General features: G+C 72.9%; 17 protein-coding genes. 11 read left to right on the top strand and 6 right to left on the bottom strand.

Annotation, left to right across the window (positions count from 1 at the left end):
- Positions 1–12: 12 nt before the first annotated feature.
- From GA0070562_RS08890 to GA0070562_RS08910, 5 genes are all read left to right on the top strand, one after another.
- Positions 13–429, top strand: a complete 417-nt coding sequence (locus GA0070562_RS08890; protein WP_091418315.1) for a DUF6069 family protein — start codon at positions 13–15, stop codon at positions 427–429.
- A gap of 199 nt (positions 430–628) precedes the next feature.
- Entirely contained in the window at positions 629–1036 is a 408-nt protein-coding gene (locus GA0070562_RS08895; RefSeq protein ID WP_091418318.1) for a YciI family protein, read from the top strand.
- A gap of 8 nt (positions 1037–1044) precedes the next feature.
- Positions 1045–2190 (top strand): RNA polymerase sigma factor, encoded by a 1146-nt coding sequence (locus GA0070562_RS08900; protein ID WP_091418500.1) that lies wholly within the window; start codon positions 1045–1047, stop codon positions 2188–2190.
- Between the two features lie 42 nt (positions 2191–2232).
- Positions 2233–3480 carry an MFS transporter gene (locus GA0070562_RS08905; RefSeq protein ID WP_091418321.1) on the top strand — a complete coding sequence of 416 codons (1248 nt, stop codon included), beginning with the start codon at positions 2233–2235 and terminating at the stop codon, positions 3478–3480.
- 48 nt (positions 3481–3528) lie between these two features.
- Positions 3529–4713 carry a lycopene cyclase family protein gene (locus tag GA0070562_RS08910; RefSeq protein WP_091418324.1) on the top strand — a complete coding sequence of 395 codons (1185 nt, stop codon included), beginning with the start codon at positions 3529–3531 and terminating at the stop codon, positions 4711–4713.
- Positions 4714–4734: 21 nt separating this feature from the next.
- On the opposite strand, the gene GA0070562_RS08915 is transcribed toward GA0070562_RS08910, so the two are convergent.
- Entirely contained in the window at positions 4735–5850 is a 1116-nt protein-coding gene (locus GA0070562_RS08915) for a serine hydrolase domain-containing protein (RefSeq protein WP_175438673.1), read from the bottom strand.
- A 48-nt stretch (positions 5851–5898) separates the two neighbouring features.
- Positions 5899–6684 (bottom strand): tyrosine-protein phosphatase, encoded by a 786-nt coding sequence (locus GA0070562_RS08920; protein WP_091418329.1) that lies wholly within the window; start codon positions 6682–6684, stop codon positions 5899–5901.
- Positions 6685–6754: 70 nt separating this feature from the next.
- On the opposite strand from GA0070562_RS08920, the gene rnhA reads away from it, so the two are divergent.
- On the top strand, positions 6755–7318 hold the full coding sequence (gene rnhA / locus GA0070562_RS08925; RefSeq protein ID WP_091418332.1) for a ribonuclease HI: 564 nt from the start codon (positions 6755–6757) through the stop codon (positions 7316–7318).
- On the opposite strand, the gene GA0070562_RS08930 is transcribed toward rnhA, so the two are convergent.
- From GA0070562_RS08930 to GA0070562_RS08945, 4 genes are all read right to left on the bottom strand, one after another.
- Positions 7237–7497 (bottom strand): hypothetical protein, encoded by a 261-nt coding sequence (locus tag GA0070562_RS08930; protein WP_091418334.1) that lies wholly within the window; start codon positions 7495–7497, stop codon positions 7237–7239. The genes rnhA and GA0070562_RS08930 overlap by 82 nt on opposite strands.
- A 161-nt stretch (positions 7498–7658) precedes the next feature.
- Positions 7659–7913, bottom strand: a complete 255-nt coding sequence (locus GA0070562_RS08935; RefSeq protein WP_091418337.1) for a preprotein translocase YidC — start codon at positions 7911–7913, stop codon at positions 7659–7661.
- A 229-nt stretch (positions 7914–8142) separates the two neighbouring features.
- Entirely contained in the window at positions 8143–9003 is an 861-nt protein-coding gene (locus GA0070562_RS08940; protein WP_091418502.1) for a pentapeptide repeat-containing protein, read from the bottom strand.
- 171 nt (positions 9004–9174) lie between these two features.
- Positions 9175–9576, bottom strand: a complete 402-nt coding sequence (locus GA0070562_RS08945; protein ID WP_091418340.1) for an SSI family serine proteinase inhibitor — start codon at positions 9574–9576, stop codon at positions 9175–9177.
- A 408-nt stretch (positions 9577–9984) separates the two neighbouring features.
- Between GA0070562_RS08945 and GA0070562_RS08950 the strand changes: the two genes are divergently transcribed.
- The 5 genes from GA0070562_RS08950 to GA0070562_RS08970 all read left to right on the top strand — a co-directional run.
- Positions 9985–10992: an ABC transporter permease gene (locus GA0070562_RS08950; protein ID WP_091418342.1), complete on the top strand. Its 1008-nt coding sequence runs from the start codon at positions 9985–9987 to the stop codon at positions 10990–10992.
- Between the two features lie 58 nt (positions 10993–11050).
- A complete protein-coding gene (locus GA0070562_RS08955) occupies positions 11051–12796 on the top strand; it encodes an ABC transporter substrate-binding protein (protein ID WP_091418344.1) in 1746 nt (581 codons plus the stop codon).
- A gap of 63 nt (positions 12797–12859) precedes the next feature.
- Positions 12860–13849, top strand: a complete 990-nt coding sequence (locus GA0070562_RS08960) for an ABC transporter permease (RefSeq protein WP_091418347.1) — start codon at positions 12860–12862, stop codon at positions 13847–13849.
- A 16-nt stretch (positions 13850–13865) separates the two neighbouring features.
- A complete protein-coding gene (locus GA0070562_RS08965) occupies positions 13866–14930 on the top strand; it encodes an ABC transporter ATP-binding protein (RefSeq protein WP_091418350.1) in 1065 nt (354 codons plus the stop codon).
- The coding region (locus GA0070562_RS08970) for an ATP-binding cassette domain-containing protein (RefSeq protein WP_139135444.1) at positions 14927–15513 on the top strand (587 nt) is incomplete at its 3' end. The genes GA0070562_RS08965 and GA0070562_RS08970, both read left to right, overlap by 4 nt.

The raw sequence follows: 15513 nt of genomic DNA on the forward strand, positions 1-15513 counted from the left end.
GAGGAGTCACCGATGGAGAACACGCTGCAGACAGTCGCCGTCCGCCCGAACCGCCGCCGGGACCGCCTGCTGACGGTGTTCGCGGCGACCGCCGTCGCGCTGCTGGGCTGGCTGGTCGCAGCGCCACTGGTCGGGGTGGAGCTGATCGCGCGGAGCGGCTCCACCGAGCAGCGGGTGACGCCGGTGGCAGTGGTGGTGAGCACGTTGCTCGCCGGACTGGCCGGCTGGGCGCTGCTGGCCCTGCTGGAACGGCTCACCGCCCGCGCCCGGACGGCCTGGACGGTGGTCGCGGTGCTGGTGCTGCTGGTGTCGCTGCTCGGGCCGCTGGGCGGGGGAGTGGGGAGTGCGGCGACGCTGACGCTCGTGGCGTTGCACCTGGTCGCGGGCGCGGTGCTGATCACCGGCCTGCGCCGGACCGCCGCCCGCTGACGGCCGGACGATCCGCTGACGGGTCCGGGCCGCCGCGACGGGGGCAGGCGGCCCGGACCATTAGAACTAGCCTCCTAGGATGCCTTACGCGACGTGACGCCCGAAATTCCTCCGCCACCGATGTCGAGAACGCCAGGGCGGCTTCGTCCCCGAAGTGAACGCGGCCAGAATGGGTCGCACCCTCCACGAGGAGACACAGATGAAGTACCTGCTCCTGAAGCACTACCGCGGCGGCCCGACCCCGGTGTCCGACATGCCGATGATCGACAAGTGGACGCCGGAGGAGATCTCCGCGCACATCCGATACATGCAGGAGTTCGCGGCGCGGCTGCAGGAGAGCGGCGAGTACGTCGACGGTCAGGCGCTCGCCCCGGAGGGCACCTTCGTCCGCTACGACGGCGAGGGACGCCCGCCGGTCACCGACGGCCCGTTCGCCGAGACGAAGGACCTGATCGCCGGCTGGATGGTGATCGACGTGGACAGCTACGAGCGCGCGCTCGAACTGGCCGCCGAACTGTCGGCCGCGCCGGGGCAGGGCGGCAAGCCGATCCACGAGTGGCTGGAGCTGCGCCCGTTCCTGACCGAGCCGCCCACCATCACGGAGTGACCCGTCCGATGGACGAGGTCGCGCTCCGCAGCCTCATCCCGGGTGTGCTCGGTGTCCTCGTCCGCCGCGGAGCCGACTTCGCGGCGGCCGAGGACGCCGTGCAGGACGCGCTGATCGAGGCGCTGCGTGTCTGGCCGGACGACATGCCCCGCGACCCGCGCGGCTGGCTGGTGACAGTGGCGTGGCGACGGTTCCTCGACGTGGCTCGTGCCGAGGCCGCCCGGCGCCGGCGCGAGGACCTCGTGGACGAGGAGCCGCCGACCGGCCCGGTGTCCGCCGTGGACGACACGCTGCGGCTCTACTTCCTCTGCGCGCATCCGTCGCTGAGCCCGTCGTCGGCTGTCGCGTTGACGCTGCGCGCCGTCGGCGGGCTCACCACCCGGCAGATCGCGCAGGCGTACCTGGTGCCGGAGGCCACCATGGCGCAGCGGATCAGCCGGGCCAAGCGCACCGTGTCCGGGGTGCGTTTCGACCAGCCCGGCGACGTGGCCACCGTGCTGCGGGTGCTGTACCTGGTGTTCAACGAGGGCTACTCCGGCGACGTGGACCTGGCGGCCGAGGCGATCCGGCTCACCCGGCAGCTCGCCGCCGCGATCGACCACCCCGAGGTGGCCGGGCTGCTCGCGCTCATGCTGCTGCACCACGCCCGCCGGGCCGGTCGGACCGCGCCGGACGGCAGCCTGGTGCCGCTGGCCGAGCAGGACCGCAGCCGGTGGGACACCACGCTGATCGCCGAGGGTGTGGGCATCCTGCAGACCGCCCTGTCCCGGGACCGGCTGGGCGAGTTCCAGACCCAGGCCGCCGTCGCGGCCCTGCACGCGGACGCGCGTACCGCTGCGGAGACCGACTGGGTGCAGATCGTCGAGTGGTACGACGAACTCGTCCGCCTGACCGGCAGCCCGATCGCCCGGCTCAACCGGGCGGTCGCGGTCGGCGAGGCGGACGGCCCGCGCGCCGGGCTGGCGGCGCTCGCGGCGCTCGACGACAAGCTGCCCAGGTACGCGGCGGTGGCCGCGTACCTGCACGAACGCGACGGCGACCCGGACCGGGCGGCGCGGCTCTATGCGGAGGCGGCCCGCCGCGCGTCCAGCCTGGCCGAACGCGACCACCTGAACCGGCAGGCCGCCCGCCTCAACACCCGCCGCCCCGGATAAACCGGTCGGCAGCGTTCATCGCCGCTGGTAGGTTGCCTCGCCGTGACGGGGGAACGGCTCGGCGGGCGCTTCGCCCGACTGTGGACGGCGAGCACGCTGTCCGCGCTGGGCAGCGGGACGGCGACAGTCGCCGCGCCGCTGTACGTGGCGTCGATCACCGACGATCCGCTGGTGGTGTCGGCCGGGGCGGCGGTGTCGTGGCTGCCGTGGCTGCTCTTCGCGCTACCCGGCGGCGTGCTCGCGGACCGGGTCGACCGGCGGCGGCTGATGGTGCTCATCGACTGGGTACGCGTCGTCGCGCTCGCCGCGCTGGCGGTGGCGATGCTCGCCGACCGGGCCGGGATCGCGCTGCTCTACGCGGTGCTGTTCGTGGTGAACACCGGCGAGGTGGTGTTCCGTACCGCCGCGCAGGCGGTGCTGCCCGCGGTGGTGCCGCGCTCGATGCTGGAACGCGCCAACGGGTGGCTCGGCGGCGGCACCCAGGTGATGCAGAACATGATCGCCGGCCCGCTCGGCGGGTTCCTGTTCGTGGTGGCGGCGTCGCTGCCGTTCGCGCTCAACGCCGGCACGTACGCGCTGAGCGCCGTGCTGGTCGGGTTGCTCGCCGGGACGTACCGTGCCGGGCCCGCGCTTCCGGAGCGGCGGTCGGTGCGGGCGGAGGTCGCGGAGGGGTTCCGCTGGCTGTGGAGTCAGCGGCTGCTGCGCACCATGACGATGCTGATCGGCCTGCTCAACGTCACGCTCACCGCGGCGGTGGCGGTGCTGGTGCTGCTGGCCACCGAACGGCTGGGTCTCGGCTCGGTCGGCTACGGCGCGTTGTTCACCTGCATGGCGGTCGGCGGGGTGCTCGGCTCGGTGGTGGGGGACCGGCTGATCGCCGCGATCACGCCCACCTGGACGGTGCGGACCGGGCTGCTGGTCGAGGCGGGACTGCACCTGGCGCTCGCCGCGTCCCGCAGCGCGGTCGTGGTCGGGTTCGCGCTGTTCGCGTTCGGGGCGCACAGCGCGCTGTGGAACATCGTGGTGAACTCGCTGCGGCAGCGGCTCACCCCACCGGCGTTGATGGGCCGGGTCGGCAGCACCACGTTGTTCGTCGCCGCGGGCGGCAACTGCGTCGGCGCGCTGCTCGGTGGCGCGGTGGCGGCCCGGTTCGGCATCACCGCCCCGTACTGGGCCGGTTTCGTCGTGGCGGTCGCGGTGATCGCCGCGACGTGGCGGGTCTTCGACCGGGCGACGGTGGCCGCCGCCTACGCCCAGCAGGCCCCGCAGGAGCCCGCCCCGGTGGCCTGAGCGCGGGTCGGCCGGGGACCGCGCCCGCCGATGTGACAGCGTGGCCGGATGCACGCATCCTTCCCGGTCGACGTCGACCTCGCGCTGGTCGGCGGCGGCGGCGCCGCGTCCCTGGTCCTGGCCGCGCTGGACCGGCACGGCGTGACCGGGCTGCGGGTCGCGGTGGTCGACCCGGTGCACAAACGCGGCCAGGACCGCACCTGGGCGTTCTGGGGTCTGCCCGGCGACGACCTGGACCCGCTGCTGAGCGCGAGCTGGTCGCAGGTCGACGTGGTCACGCCCGCCGGGCGCCGCGTCCTCACGCTCGACCCCCTGCGGTACGGCATGCTGCGCTCCGCCCCGGTCTACGACCGGGCTGCCGAGGCCGAGCGGCGGCTGGACGCGGTCCGGATCAGCGCCCCGGCGGGGGAGCTGCGCGACGACGGTGAGCGGGTCGTCGTCCGCGACCCGGACGGCCGGGACCTGGTGCGGGCCGGCTGGGTGCTCGACTCGCGGCCCCGGCGGCCGAAGCGGCCGGGACGGACCAGCTGGTTGCAGCACTTCCGGGGCTGGTGGCTGGCCGCCGACCGGCCGACGTTCGACAGGCAGCGGGCGGTGCTGATGGACTTCCGCACGCCGCAGCCGGAGCGCGGCGTGTCCTTCGGGTACGTGCTGCCGGTCGACGACCGGTTCGCGCTCGTCGAGTACACCGAGTTCGGGCCGGAGCTGCTCGACGACGCGGGCTACGACGCGGCGCTGTGCGCCTACGCCGACCTGCTCGGGCTGGACCTGGCCGCGCTGCGGGTGCGGGAGGTCGAGGACGGCGTGATCCCGATGACCGACGGCCCGTTCGAGTCCCGCCCGAGCCCGCGTGTGGTGCGGCTGGGCACCGCCGGTGGGGCGACCCGCCCGTCCACCGGCTTCACGTTCTCCGCGATGCTGCGCCAGGCCGACCAGGTGGCCCGGGCGCTCGCCGAGGGCCGCCCGCCGGCGCCGGCGCCCGCGTATCCGGGCCGGCACCTGTGGATGGACGCGGTGGCGCTGCGCGCGCTGGACCGGGGCCACGTCGGCGGGGTGGAGTTCTTCGAGCGGCTGTTCGACCGCAACCCGCCGGAGCGGGTGCTGCGGTTCCTCGACGGCGTGACCAGCCCGGCGGAGGACCTGGCGGTGATGCGGTCCAGCCCGCTGCTGCCGATGACCGGCGCGGTGCTCGGCGACGCGGCCGGCCGGTTGCGCGCCCGCCTGCGCCGCTAGCTGTCGCGGCCGGTCCGGTGGCTATCGGCGGCCGGTCGCCTCGGTGACGCGGTCGCGTACGAGCGTCCGCAGTTGCTCCATCGGGTCGCCGTCACCGGCGCCGAGCCGGTTGCGCACCGCCGCCACCGTCAACCCCATTTCCGGGTACGCGAACGCGAGGCTGCCGCCGCTGCCGGCGGTGCCGAACGACCCGTCGTCCTCGACCGCGTACCCGAGCCCGAACGTGCTCTCCTGCCCGAACACCCACTCCTGGGCGCGTACCGCCGGGGCGGACACCGCGCGCATCCGCTCGGCGGAGATCAGTCGCACCCCGTCGACCGGGCCGATCAGCGCCGCGTACATCCGGGCCACCGCGCGGGCGCTCATCGTGCCGACCGACGGCACGTCGGCGCGCAGCACGTCGGGGCGGGAACCGATGACAGTGTCCGGGCGCACCGCGGGCGGGGCGACCGCGTCGAAGTGCGGCAGGTTGGCCCCGGCCCAGGTCATCAGCGCGGACAGGCCGGCGTCCTCCAGCCGCGCCAGCCGGGGCAGGTCCGCCTCCGGTACGCCGAGGAACAGCTCCCGGTCCACGCCGAGCGGCCCGGCCACCTCCTCGGCGAGCACCCGCGACACCGGCTCCCCGGTGACCCGCCGGACCACCTCGCCGAGCAGCCAGCCCCACGTCCAGGCGTGGTACGCCAGCCGCTCGCCCGGTGCCCACAGCGGTCGCGCGTCGGCGAGCAGCTCGCACATGCGCGCCCAGTCGGTGAAGTCCTCGGGCGTCACGTCGGCCGGCAGCGCGGGCAGGCCGGCGGTGTGGGTGAGCACGTGCCGCAGCGTGATGCCGCCCTTGCCGTGCCGGCCGAACTCGGGCCACACCGCGGCGAGCGGCAGGTCGTAGTCGAGCCGTCCCCGCTCGGCCAGCACGTGCACCACGGTGGCGGTGAGGCCCTTGCCGGTGGAGACGGCGTGCACGGGCGTGTCGGCGGTCATCGGCCGGCCGGTGACGGTGTCGGCCAGCCCGGCGTGCTCGGTGACGATCGCGGTTCCGTCCAGGTACGCGGCCACCTGCACACCGGCCTCCCGGCCGGAGGAGACCAGCTCGTCGACCGTCGCCCGCACCTCGGCCCGCAGGCCGTCCCACCGTGTGTCCACGATCCCGCAGCGTGCCAGACCGCCGGGCCGCCGTCGTCCGCTTTTCGCTCAGCGGGTGAGTGTCGTCGGCGTACTGCCGGTGGTGCCCTGGGTGGGCAGCGGGTTCGTGCCGGTGAGCAGCCGGGCGCGCAGCGCGTCGATCGTCTCCTCGCCGACGCCGAGCCGGCCGGTCACGTAGCCGCGCACGGAACCGTGTGCGGCCCGCAGGTCGGCCAGCACCAGCCGGATGATCTCGGCCGGCGCCCGCCCGTACGCCGGCCAGCCCGGCGTCGCCCCGCCGTTGCGGTCCCGCCACTCGGCCACCAGCCGGTCGGTGGCGTGCTCGGTGAGCGCGAAGTCCGCCGCGATCTGGTCGTCGTCCACGCCGAGCAGGGACAGCACCAGCGCGGCGAGCAGCCCGGTGCGGTCCTTGCCGGACGCGCAGTGGAACACCAGCGGGTGCTCGCCGTCCGCGATCACCTCGAGCGCCCGGCGCAGCTCGGCGACGCCGTCCTCGGCCACCTCGGCGTACCGGTCGGCCAGGTGGCGCCACGGGTCCACGTCGGGGTCGATGTCGGCCTGCACGTACGGGCGGTGCTCGATGCTCAGGTTGTGCCAGGTGACGCCGAGACTCTCCGGGGCCCGGCCGCGGTCGGCGATCTCCCACGGGTACCGCAGGTCGATCACGGTGCGGACGCCGAGCGCCGCGAACCGTTCCAGATCATCACCGGCGAGCTTGGCCAGCGAGTCGGAGCGGTAGAGCCGGCCCCGGGCGACGGTGCGGCCGTCGCCGGTCCGCCAGCCGCCGAGGTCACGGAAGTTGCAGAGCGTGGCGAAGTCCGGGGGAGTGGTCATGCCGGCACGCTAGCCGGGCGCGGCGGGTCGGGTGCTCCCGCGTGCTCGCGTACCCGGTAGGTTGCCGGGCATGGTGGAGGCGGAGACCGGCCGGGTCGTGGAGATCTGGACCGACGGCGCGTGCAGCGGCAATCCCGGGCCCGGCGGCTGGGGCGCGGTGCTGCGCTGGGGCGGGCACGAGCGGGAATTGTGCGGCGGCGAGGCCACCCCGACCACCAACAACCGGATGGAGCTGACCGCGGCGATCCGGGCGCTGGAGAGCCTGACCCGCCCGGTCACGGTACGGCTGCACACCGACAGCACGTACGTGCGCAACGGCATCACCGGCTGGCTGAACGCGTGGAAGCGCAACGGCTGGCTGACCGCCGCGAAGCAGCCGGTGAAGAACGCCGACCTGTGGCAGACGCTGGAGGCGGCGTGCGCCCGGCACGACGTGACGTGGCTGTGGGTGAAGGGCCACAACGGTCACCCGGAGAACGAGCGCGCCGACGCGCTGGCGAACCGGGGCATGACCGAGGCGCGGAGCGGCGCAGCCGCCGCCCCGCGCACGGCTCAGCGCAGCGGCCGGCCCTCCTCGATCTCCTCCGGCTCCTCTGACGGGTCACCGGTGCCGGAGACGGCCGCCACGTCGTAACCGGCGCGGCTGACCTCCCGTGCCGACCGCCGGTCCTCGGCGGGCAGGTCGGCGAAGTCGTCGCCGGTGTCGTCGGTGGTGTGCAGGGATTCGCCCGGCGGGCGCAGGGACGCCTCGTACGCGGTCGCGCCGTCGGGTTCGTCGCCGGCCGCGCGGCCGAAGGACTGTTCACTGGTCATGTCGCACTCCTGCCCGCAGCGGGTGACGGCAAACGTTCGGTGGCCTGTGCCCGATCAGTGACCTGCGTCGGTTCGGTGGCCTGTGCCCGTTCCGTGGCTCGCGCCCGTTCCGTGCTCGCGTCCGTTCCGTGGCTCGCGTCCGTTCCGTGGCTCGCGCCCGTTCAGCGGGCCGCGTCCGGTCCACGGGCCGCGTCCGGGTGGGTCGGCATCGAGGAGCCGCCCGAACTGCTGCCGGACGCCCCGCCCGCCATGCCGGATCCGTCGTCCTCGGTCACCTCGTCCGGCTTCGGCGCGCCGGGAGCGGGCGCCGGCACGTCGGTGTCCGCGGCCGTCTGCACCAGCGGAACCTGCCCGGCCTCGTCCTCGGCGTGCGCCGGGTCGACCGGCTCCTCACCGTCGCGTGCCCGATACCCCACCGGTGGTCCTCCCGTCGGTCATCAGTCGTCCGCGCCGCCTACCCGACCCCACCCCCACCAAACCCACGCCGTCCCGCATCCGCCCGCCCTCCCGCGCCGCCCCTCGTCCTCGGGCCCGGCCTCGTGGTTGATCAAGGAGTTTGTGTCAGGTTCAGGGCTGGATCGGGACACAAACTCCTTGATCAACGCTGTGCCGGGTGCGGAGACAGGTCGCCGAGCTGGGGCGGCGTCAGCTGGGGCGGCGACGGCGCGGGCGGGAGGGAGGGCCGGCCGGGGTCAGCGTCAGGGACCAGTGGGCCGGGTGACGTAGCCCTGGCGGCAGCACCGTGCGGTGGTCGCCGCGTGCGGCGTCGAGCTGCGACTGGTGCGTGAACAGGCACTCGCCCAGGTCCGCGCCGCGCAGGTCGGCCCCGCGCAGGTCCGCGCCGGTCAGGTCGGCGGCGCCGAGGCGTACGCCCCGAAGGTCGGCGCCGATCAGGCACGCGCCGCGCAGGTTCGCCCCGGTCAGCGGGGTGCGGCGCAGGTCCACCCCGATCAGCATCGCGCCCCGGCGGTCCGGGCCGGCCCGCCCGGCGCGGGCCTGTTCGGCGGCGCGGGACAGCAGGCGGTTGGCGCGCTCCCGGTGCGCGTCGACGTCGAGGGCGAGCAGTTCGTCAGGGGTGCCGTCGGTGAGCCGGCCGGTCTCGTCGAGCGCGGAGGTCAGCTCGTCGCGCAGCGGCCCGGGCGGGGTCAGGCGTACCGCCTCGGTCAGGTACCACAGCAACTCGTGCAGCGGTCGCAGCACCGCGAACGTGCCGAACATCCGCTGCGCGGTGGCCGGGTCGGCGCGCCAGTCGCGGCCGGCGAACGTGTGCTGGGTGAGGTGCTGACCGGCGCCGAAGCAGTCGAAGACGGTGCACCCGGGGAAGCCGCGTTGCCGCAGCTCGGTGTGGATGCCGCAGCGGAAGTCGGCGCGCAGGTTCGGGCAGGGCCGCCCGGCGGGCTTGTCGACGGCGAAGTCGGACGACGCGGTGAACGCCGGCGCGACGCAGCACACCCCGGCGCAGCGCGAACAGTCCGCCCGCAACTCCCGCCCGCCCTCGCCCGCCACCGGCCCGTCCACCCCCACAGTCTCCGCTCCGAACACTGCACCCCATTCTCCGCACCCACCCCACCCACACCCACCCCACCCCGTCGATCATGAGGTTGACGGGGACAAATCGGGCCGGAAACACCGCCAACCTCATGATCAACCAGAAGGGGGGTGGGGGAGGGGGAGGGGTCAGAAGGTGAAGAGGGTGGCGGTGGTGCGCTGCATCAGGCAGGGGTTGGCGAACGTCCGGGTGTAGGAGACCGGGCGGTCCTGCCAGAAGCCCACGGCACGGGCGACGACCGGGGCGTACTGGGAGGTGCACGGCGCGCCGTCCACGTCGAGCGCGTCCAGGTCGCCGTCGACGCGGGCGACGAGCCGGCAGGCGGTGATCGGGTCGGGGTGCAGGCCGCCGGTGGGCCCGCAGGTCAGCACCGTGGCGCGCACGCCGGCGCCGTCGTCGACGGTCAGCAGCAGCACCGAGGGGGTCTCGGGGCCGGGGCGCGGCGCGGCGTCCGCCGGGGAGGCCGGCGCGGCTAGGCCGCCGAGCGCGGCGGCCAGGGCCAGAGCGGCGGTACGTCGGGCGAAGGGCATGGGTGGTCCTTCCGTCGGGGCCCCGGGTGAGGGCCGGTGGACGGCCCGGCACGTCGTGCGAACCGGACCGCCGAGAACCCTAGGTGGACGGTGTGAACGCGAAGAGTCACGAAGTGTTACACAGACCAGCCGCACGGTCCGCTCGGTGTGACATCGGCGTACGGGAATGCCCGAACGGCTGACAACCGCCTGAATGCCTTGCGGCAACACATTCCGAATTTGCCGAACGGCTACCTGAAAGGCTGACAACCGAATCGCGCCGTTATTGCGCCGATGCATTCCGTACGCCGGATCGTTGTCAATGAGCGACAACCGGATCGGCCGTTACCGGACCGATTCCTTTCGGTGCCCGGAAGCGCATTACCGTCGGGTGGCAGGGCGTTTTCGTCCCCATCGGGAGGACTGCTCATGAGCGAACTGTCGCACCCGCCGGCCGCTCCCGGCCCCGACATCGAGGCCGTCCCCGGCCCCGCCGGCCGGCCCGCAGAATTCGTCGGCCGGTCACCCGGCCAGCTCGCCTGGCTGCGGCTCAAACGCGACCGCACGGCCCGCGCCAGCGCCGTCACGCTCGCCGTCGCCGCCCTGGTCGCGCTCGGCGCGCCACTGCTGGGACGCCTCACCGGAATCGACCCGACCGACAAGTTCGCCGACCGGCTCAACGATTTCGGAATGCCGATCGGGTACGCCGGCGGAATCAGCGCCGACCATTGGCTGGGGCTCGAACCCGGCAGTGGCCGGGACATCCTGATGCAACTGGTCTACGGCCTGCGGACGTCCCTGTTCATCGCGTTCACCTCGGCGCTGGTGGCAACCGGAATCGGTGTCGCGGTGGGTGTGCTGGCCGGGTGGGCAAGAGGCTGGCTGGACAGCGCCGTCAACTGGCTGATCGACCTGACCCTGGCGTTCCCGTTCCTCATCTTCGCGCTCGCGGTCATCCCGATCCTTCAGGACCGCTTCTACTCCGACCGGGAGGCGCCCTCGCCGGCCTTCCGGGTGGCCCTGATCGTCGCCACCTTCGGGCTGTTCAGCTGGACGTACACGGCGCGGCTGGTCCGCGGGCAGGTGATCTCGCTGCGGGAGCGGGAGTTCGTCGACGCGGCCCGGGCCGCCGGCGCCGGCACCGCGCACATCCTGCTGCGGCAGCTCCTGCCGAACATCTGGGCGCCGATCCTGGTCACCGTCTCGCTGATGGTGCCGCAGTTCATCGCCATCGAGGCGGCACTGGCGTTCGTCAACATCGGCGTCACCGAACCCACGCCCGACCTGGGCCGCATGATCTTCAACAGCATCGGCTACGTCGCGAGCGACCCCTGGTACACCCTGTTCCCCGGGTTGACGGTCTTCCTGCTGGTCCTGGCGTTCAACCTGCTCGGTGACGCGCTGCGCGACTCGCTGGACCCCCGCTCCACCCGGTAGTCCCCCACGGCCATCAGTGCCCGGCCGGCGGGGGCCGCCGGGCAGGAAGGAGCACACCGTGCGCGCACGAACCCGGACACTGACAGGTGTCCTCGCCGCGGCGGCGCTGGCCGCCGCCGGCTGCAGCCCCACCACCGACGGTGGCGGCGGCGACGACCAGAAGACCAAGACCCAGAGCGGCTCGATCTCGTACGAGGCCGCCGACAACCAGGGCCCGGCGAAGGACGTCGACGGGGCGACCCGCGGCGGCACCCTCACCGTCATGCAGCCGGCCGACTTCGAGCACCTCGACCCGGCCCGCAACTACGTCAACGTGCAGCAGGTCGCCGGCGGGCTGCTCTACCGCGCGCTCAACGGCTACAAGGAGGACGGCACCGGCAAGCTGCTGCTCGTCGGCGACCTGGCCACCAACCCCGGCAAGGACGTGAACGGCGACTGCAAGGTCTGGGAGTTCACCCTGCGCGAGGGCGTGAAGTACGAGGACGGCACGCCCGTGTCCAGCAAGGACGTCGCCCACGGCATCGCCCGGTCGTTCGCGGCGAACCTCAACGAGGGCCCGCACTACATCCAGCAGTGGCTCTACCCGGGCGGGGCGTACAACGCCACCTACAAGGGCCCGTACGACGGTGGCAAGCCGGTGCCCGACGGCGTCGCCACCCCCGACGACCGGACCATCCGGTTCACCTTCCCGCAGCCGCACTGCGACCTGCCGTACGCCGCGGCGCTGCCCACCAGCGCGCCCGTGCCCGCCGCCAAGGACACCCGCGCCAACTACGACCTGCGGCCGTTCTCGTCCGGGCCGTACCGGGTGAAGTCCTACCAGCGCGACGTGTCGCTGGAGCTGGAGCGCAACCCGAACTGGGATCCGGCGACCGACCCGATCCGCAACGCGTACCCGGACGCGATCCGGATGACGTTCGGCCTGGAGCAGGCGCAGATCGCCGAGCGTCTGGTCGCCGACGGGCCGGCCGACCAGGCGGCGCTGAGCTGGTCGGACGTGCCGCCGTCGGTGCTGCCCCGCACCACCGGCGCAGGCGTCTCCGACCGGGTCGTGCGCGGTCCGACGCAGTACAACTGGGTGCTGAGCATCAACACCCAGCGGGTCACCGACCTGGGCGTACGGCGGGCGCTGAACTACGCCGTCGACAAGGACGCCCTGCTCAAGGTGCTCGGCGGGCAGGCCGCCGGCTCGCCGGCGACCACGCTCATGTCACCCACCACCGCCGGTTTCGTCCCGTACGACCTGTTCAACGGCCCGGTCACCGGCGACAAGGCCAAGACCGCCGAGCTGCTCGCCGGCAAGCGGCCGAAGCTGGTGCTCGCCCACTCCAACCTGGAACTGCGCACCCAGCAGGCCGAGGCGTTGCGCAAGAACCTCACCGACATGGGCTTCGACATCGTGATGAAGCCGATCGACAACAGCAGCTACTACGACGAGGTCGGCCGCAAGGACAACCCGTACGACATGTACCTCACCGGCTGGGGCTCGGACTGGCCCACCGGCTCGACGGTCATCCCGCCGGTCTACGACGGGCGGGAGATCGTGGCCGAGGGCAACCAGAACCTGTCGTACCTCAACGAACCGTCCGTCAGCGCGGAGATCGACCGGGTCCGCGACCTGCCGGCCGCGGAGCAGGACGCCGGCTGGATGGCGCTCGACCGCATGATCATGGAGAAGTACGCCCCGGTCGTGCCCTGCTACTACGACGCCACCTACGAGCTGCACGGCTCGAAGGTCGGCAACGCCTTCCTCAGCGACGCGTTCGGGATCATCTCGCTCAACGGCATCTACGTGAAGAAGTGACAGCCGCGCGGGGGCGGCGGCCACGGCGGCCGTCCCCGCGCCGACCTCGGGGGAGGTGCTCCCGTGCTCCGTTTCGTCGTACGGCGGCTGCTCGTCGCCGCCCTGACCCTGGTCGTCATCAGCCTGGTCACGTTCGGTCTCTTCTTCGCGGTGCCGAGCAGCCCGGCGAAGGTGATGTGCGGCAAGAACTGCACGGCCGAGGACATCGCCCAGGTGGAGCGCCGGCTCGGCATCGACCAGCCGCTGCCCCGGCAGTACGCCGACTTCGTGCACGGCGTCTTCGCCGGCCGCACCTACGGCGAGGGTGACTTCCGGCAGGACTGCCCGGCGCCCTGCCTGGGCTACTCGTTCCGCAACAACCAGCCGGTCACCGAGATCGTCGCCCAGCGGGCCCCGGTGACGTTCAGCATCGTCCTCGGCGGCGCCGTGCTCTGGCTCGGCCTCGGCGTATCGCTCGGCATGGTGTCGGCGCTGCGCCGGGGTACGGCGTTCGACCGCGCCGCCATCGGCGTCACGCTGGCCGGGGCGTCCATGCAGGTCTACTTCTTCGGGCTGATCCTGCTCTACCTGCTCGTCTACTCCACCGGCCTGCTGCCGTTCCCCAGCTACACCCCGCTGACCGAGAGCCCGCTGCGCTGGGCGGCCGGGCTGCTGCTGCCCTGGATGACGCTGGGTTTCCTCAACTCGGCGCTGTACGCCCGGCTGTCCCGGGCGCAGATGCTGGAGACGCTGTCGGAGGACTTCGTCCGTACCGCGCGGGCGAAAGGGCTGCCCGCGCGGAAGGTGCACACCCGGCACGCGTTGCGGGCGGCGATCACGCCGATCGTCACGATCGCCGGGCTGGACATCGGCACCAGCCTCGGCGGCACGTTCATCACCGAGACCATCTTCGGCCTCCAGGGTCTCGGCAAGGCGACGGTGGAGGCGGTGCAGTTCCTCAACCTGCCGGTGGTGATGGCGACGGTGCTGCTGGCAGCGGTGTTCATCGTGGTCGCCAACATCGTCGTCGACGTGCTGTACGCGGTGATCGACCCACGGGTCCGGCTGAGCTGAGGGGGAGGGATCGGACATGGTGGAGCTTCCGGCGCCGCGGCGCGGCGAGGGCCCGTACCTGCGGGTCAGGGATCTGCGGGTGCGGTTCGACACCGAGGACGGTGTGGTGCGGGCCGTGGACGGGGTGTCGTTCGCGGTGGAGCGGGGCCGCACGTTGGGGATCGTGGGTGAGTCCGGTTCCGGTAAGAGCGTGACGTCGCTGGCGATCCTGGGCTTGCACAACGCGAAGCGCACGACCATCTCGGGGGAGATCTGGGTGGGTGGGCGTCAGCTGGTGGGGTTGGGTGAGGAGGAGGTGCGGCGGCTGCGGGGCCGGGACATGGCGATGATCTTCCAGGATCCGTTGTCGGCGTTGCATCCGTACTACTCGGTGGGTAGGCAGATCGCTGAGGCGTACCGGGTGCACCACCCGAGGGCGGGTCGGCGGGAGGCGCGGACGCGGGCGGTGGACATGCTGGACCGGGTGGGGATTCCGCAGCCGGCGAAGCGGTTCGATCAGTATCCGCACGAGTTCTCGGGTGGGATGCGGCAGCGGGCGATGATCGCGATGGCGTTGGTCAACGATCCGGATCTGTTGATCGCGGATGAGCCGACGACGGCGTTGGACGTGACGGTGCAGGCGCAGATTCTGGATCTGCTCAGTGATTTGCAGGAGGAGTTCCGGTCGGCGATCGTGCTGATCACCCATGACCTGGGTGTGGTGTCCCAGGTGGCGGATGACGTGTTGGTGATGTACGGCGGGCGGGCGGTGGAGCACGGGAGTGTGGAGCGGGTGTTGCGGGCGCCGCAGCATCCGTACACGTGGGGGTTGTTGTCGAGTGTGCCGTCGTTGCACGGTGACGCGGACGCGGACCTGGTGCCGATCCCGGGCAACCCGCCGTCGTTGATCAACCTGCCGCCGGGGTGCGCGTTCCATCCGCGCTGCCGCTGGGCCGATGTGAACGGCGACCGGTCCCGCACCGAGGTTCCGGAGTTGGTCGCGGCGGGGGCGGCAGGGCATCTGGTGGCGTGTCACCTGCCGGTCGCCGCGCGGGAGCGGATCTACCGCGACGAGGTCGCGCAGGTGGGGGTGGCCCGATGAGTGCTGACCAGGACACGACGGGCGCGGTCGACGGCCGGCGGGGTGCGGCCGTCCTTGCGGCGCCGGACAGTGAGCCTTTGCTGTCGGTGCGGGGGCTGACGAAGCACTTCCCCGTGCGGCAGGGGCTGCGTGCCCGGGGTGCGGTGCGGGCGGTCGACGGCCTGGACTTCGACGTGCGGCCGGGGGAGACCCTCGGACTGGTGGGGGAGTCCGGGTGTGGGAAGACCACGACCGGGCGGATGCTGGTGCGTCTGCTGGAACCCACCGCCGGGTCGATCACCTTCGCGGGGCGGGACATCACCCGCGGCGGGCGTCGTGAGTTGCGCGCGCTGCGGCAGGACCTGCAGATCATCTTCCAGGACCCGTACGCGTCGCTGAACCCCCGCCACACGGTCGGGCGGATCGTGGCGATGCCGTTGCAGGTCAACGGGATCACCCCGCCCGGCGGCGTCAAACACCGCGTCCAGGAACTGCTGGAACTGGTCGGCCTGAACCCGGAGCACTACAACAGGTACCCGCACGAGTTCTCCGGCGGGCAACGCCAGCGCATCGGCATCGCCCGCGCCCTGGCATTGAAACCGAA

Source organism: Micromonospora tulbaghiae (assembly GCF_900091605.1).
GTDB classification, from domain to species: Bacteria; Actinomycetota; Actinomycetes; order Mycobacteriales; family Micromonosporaceae; genus Micromonospora; species Micromonospora tulbaghiae.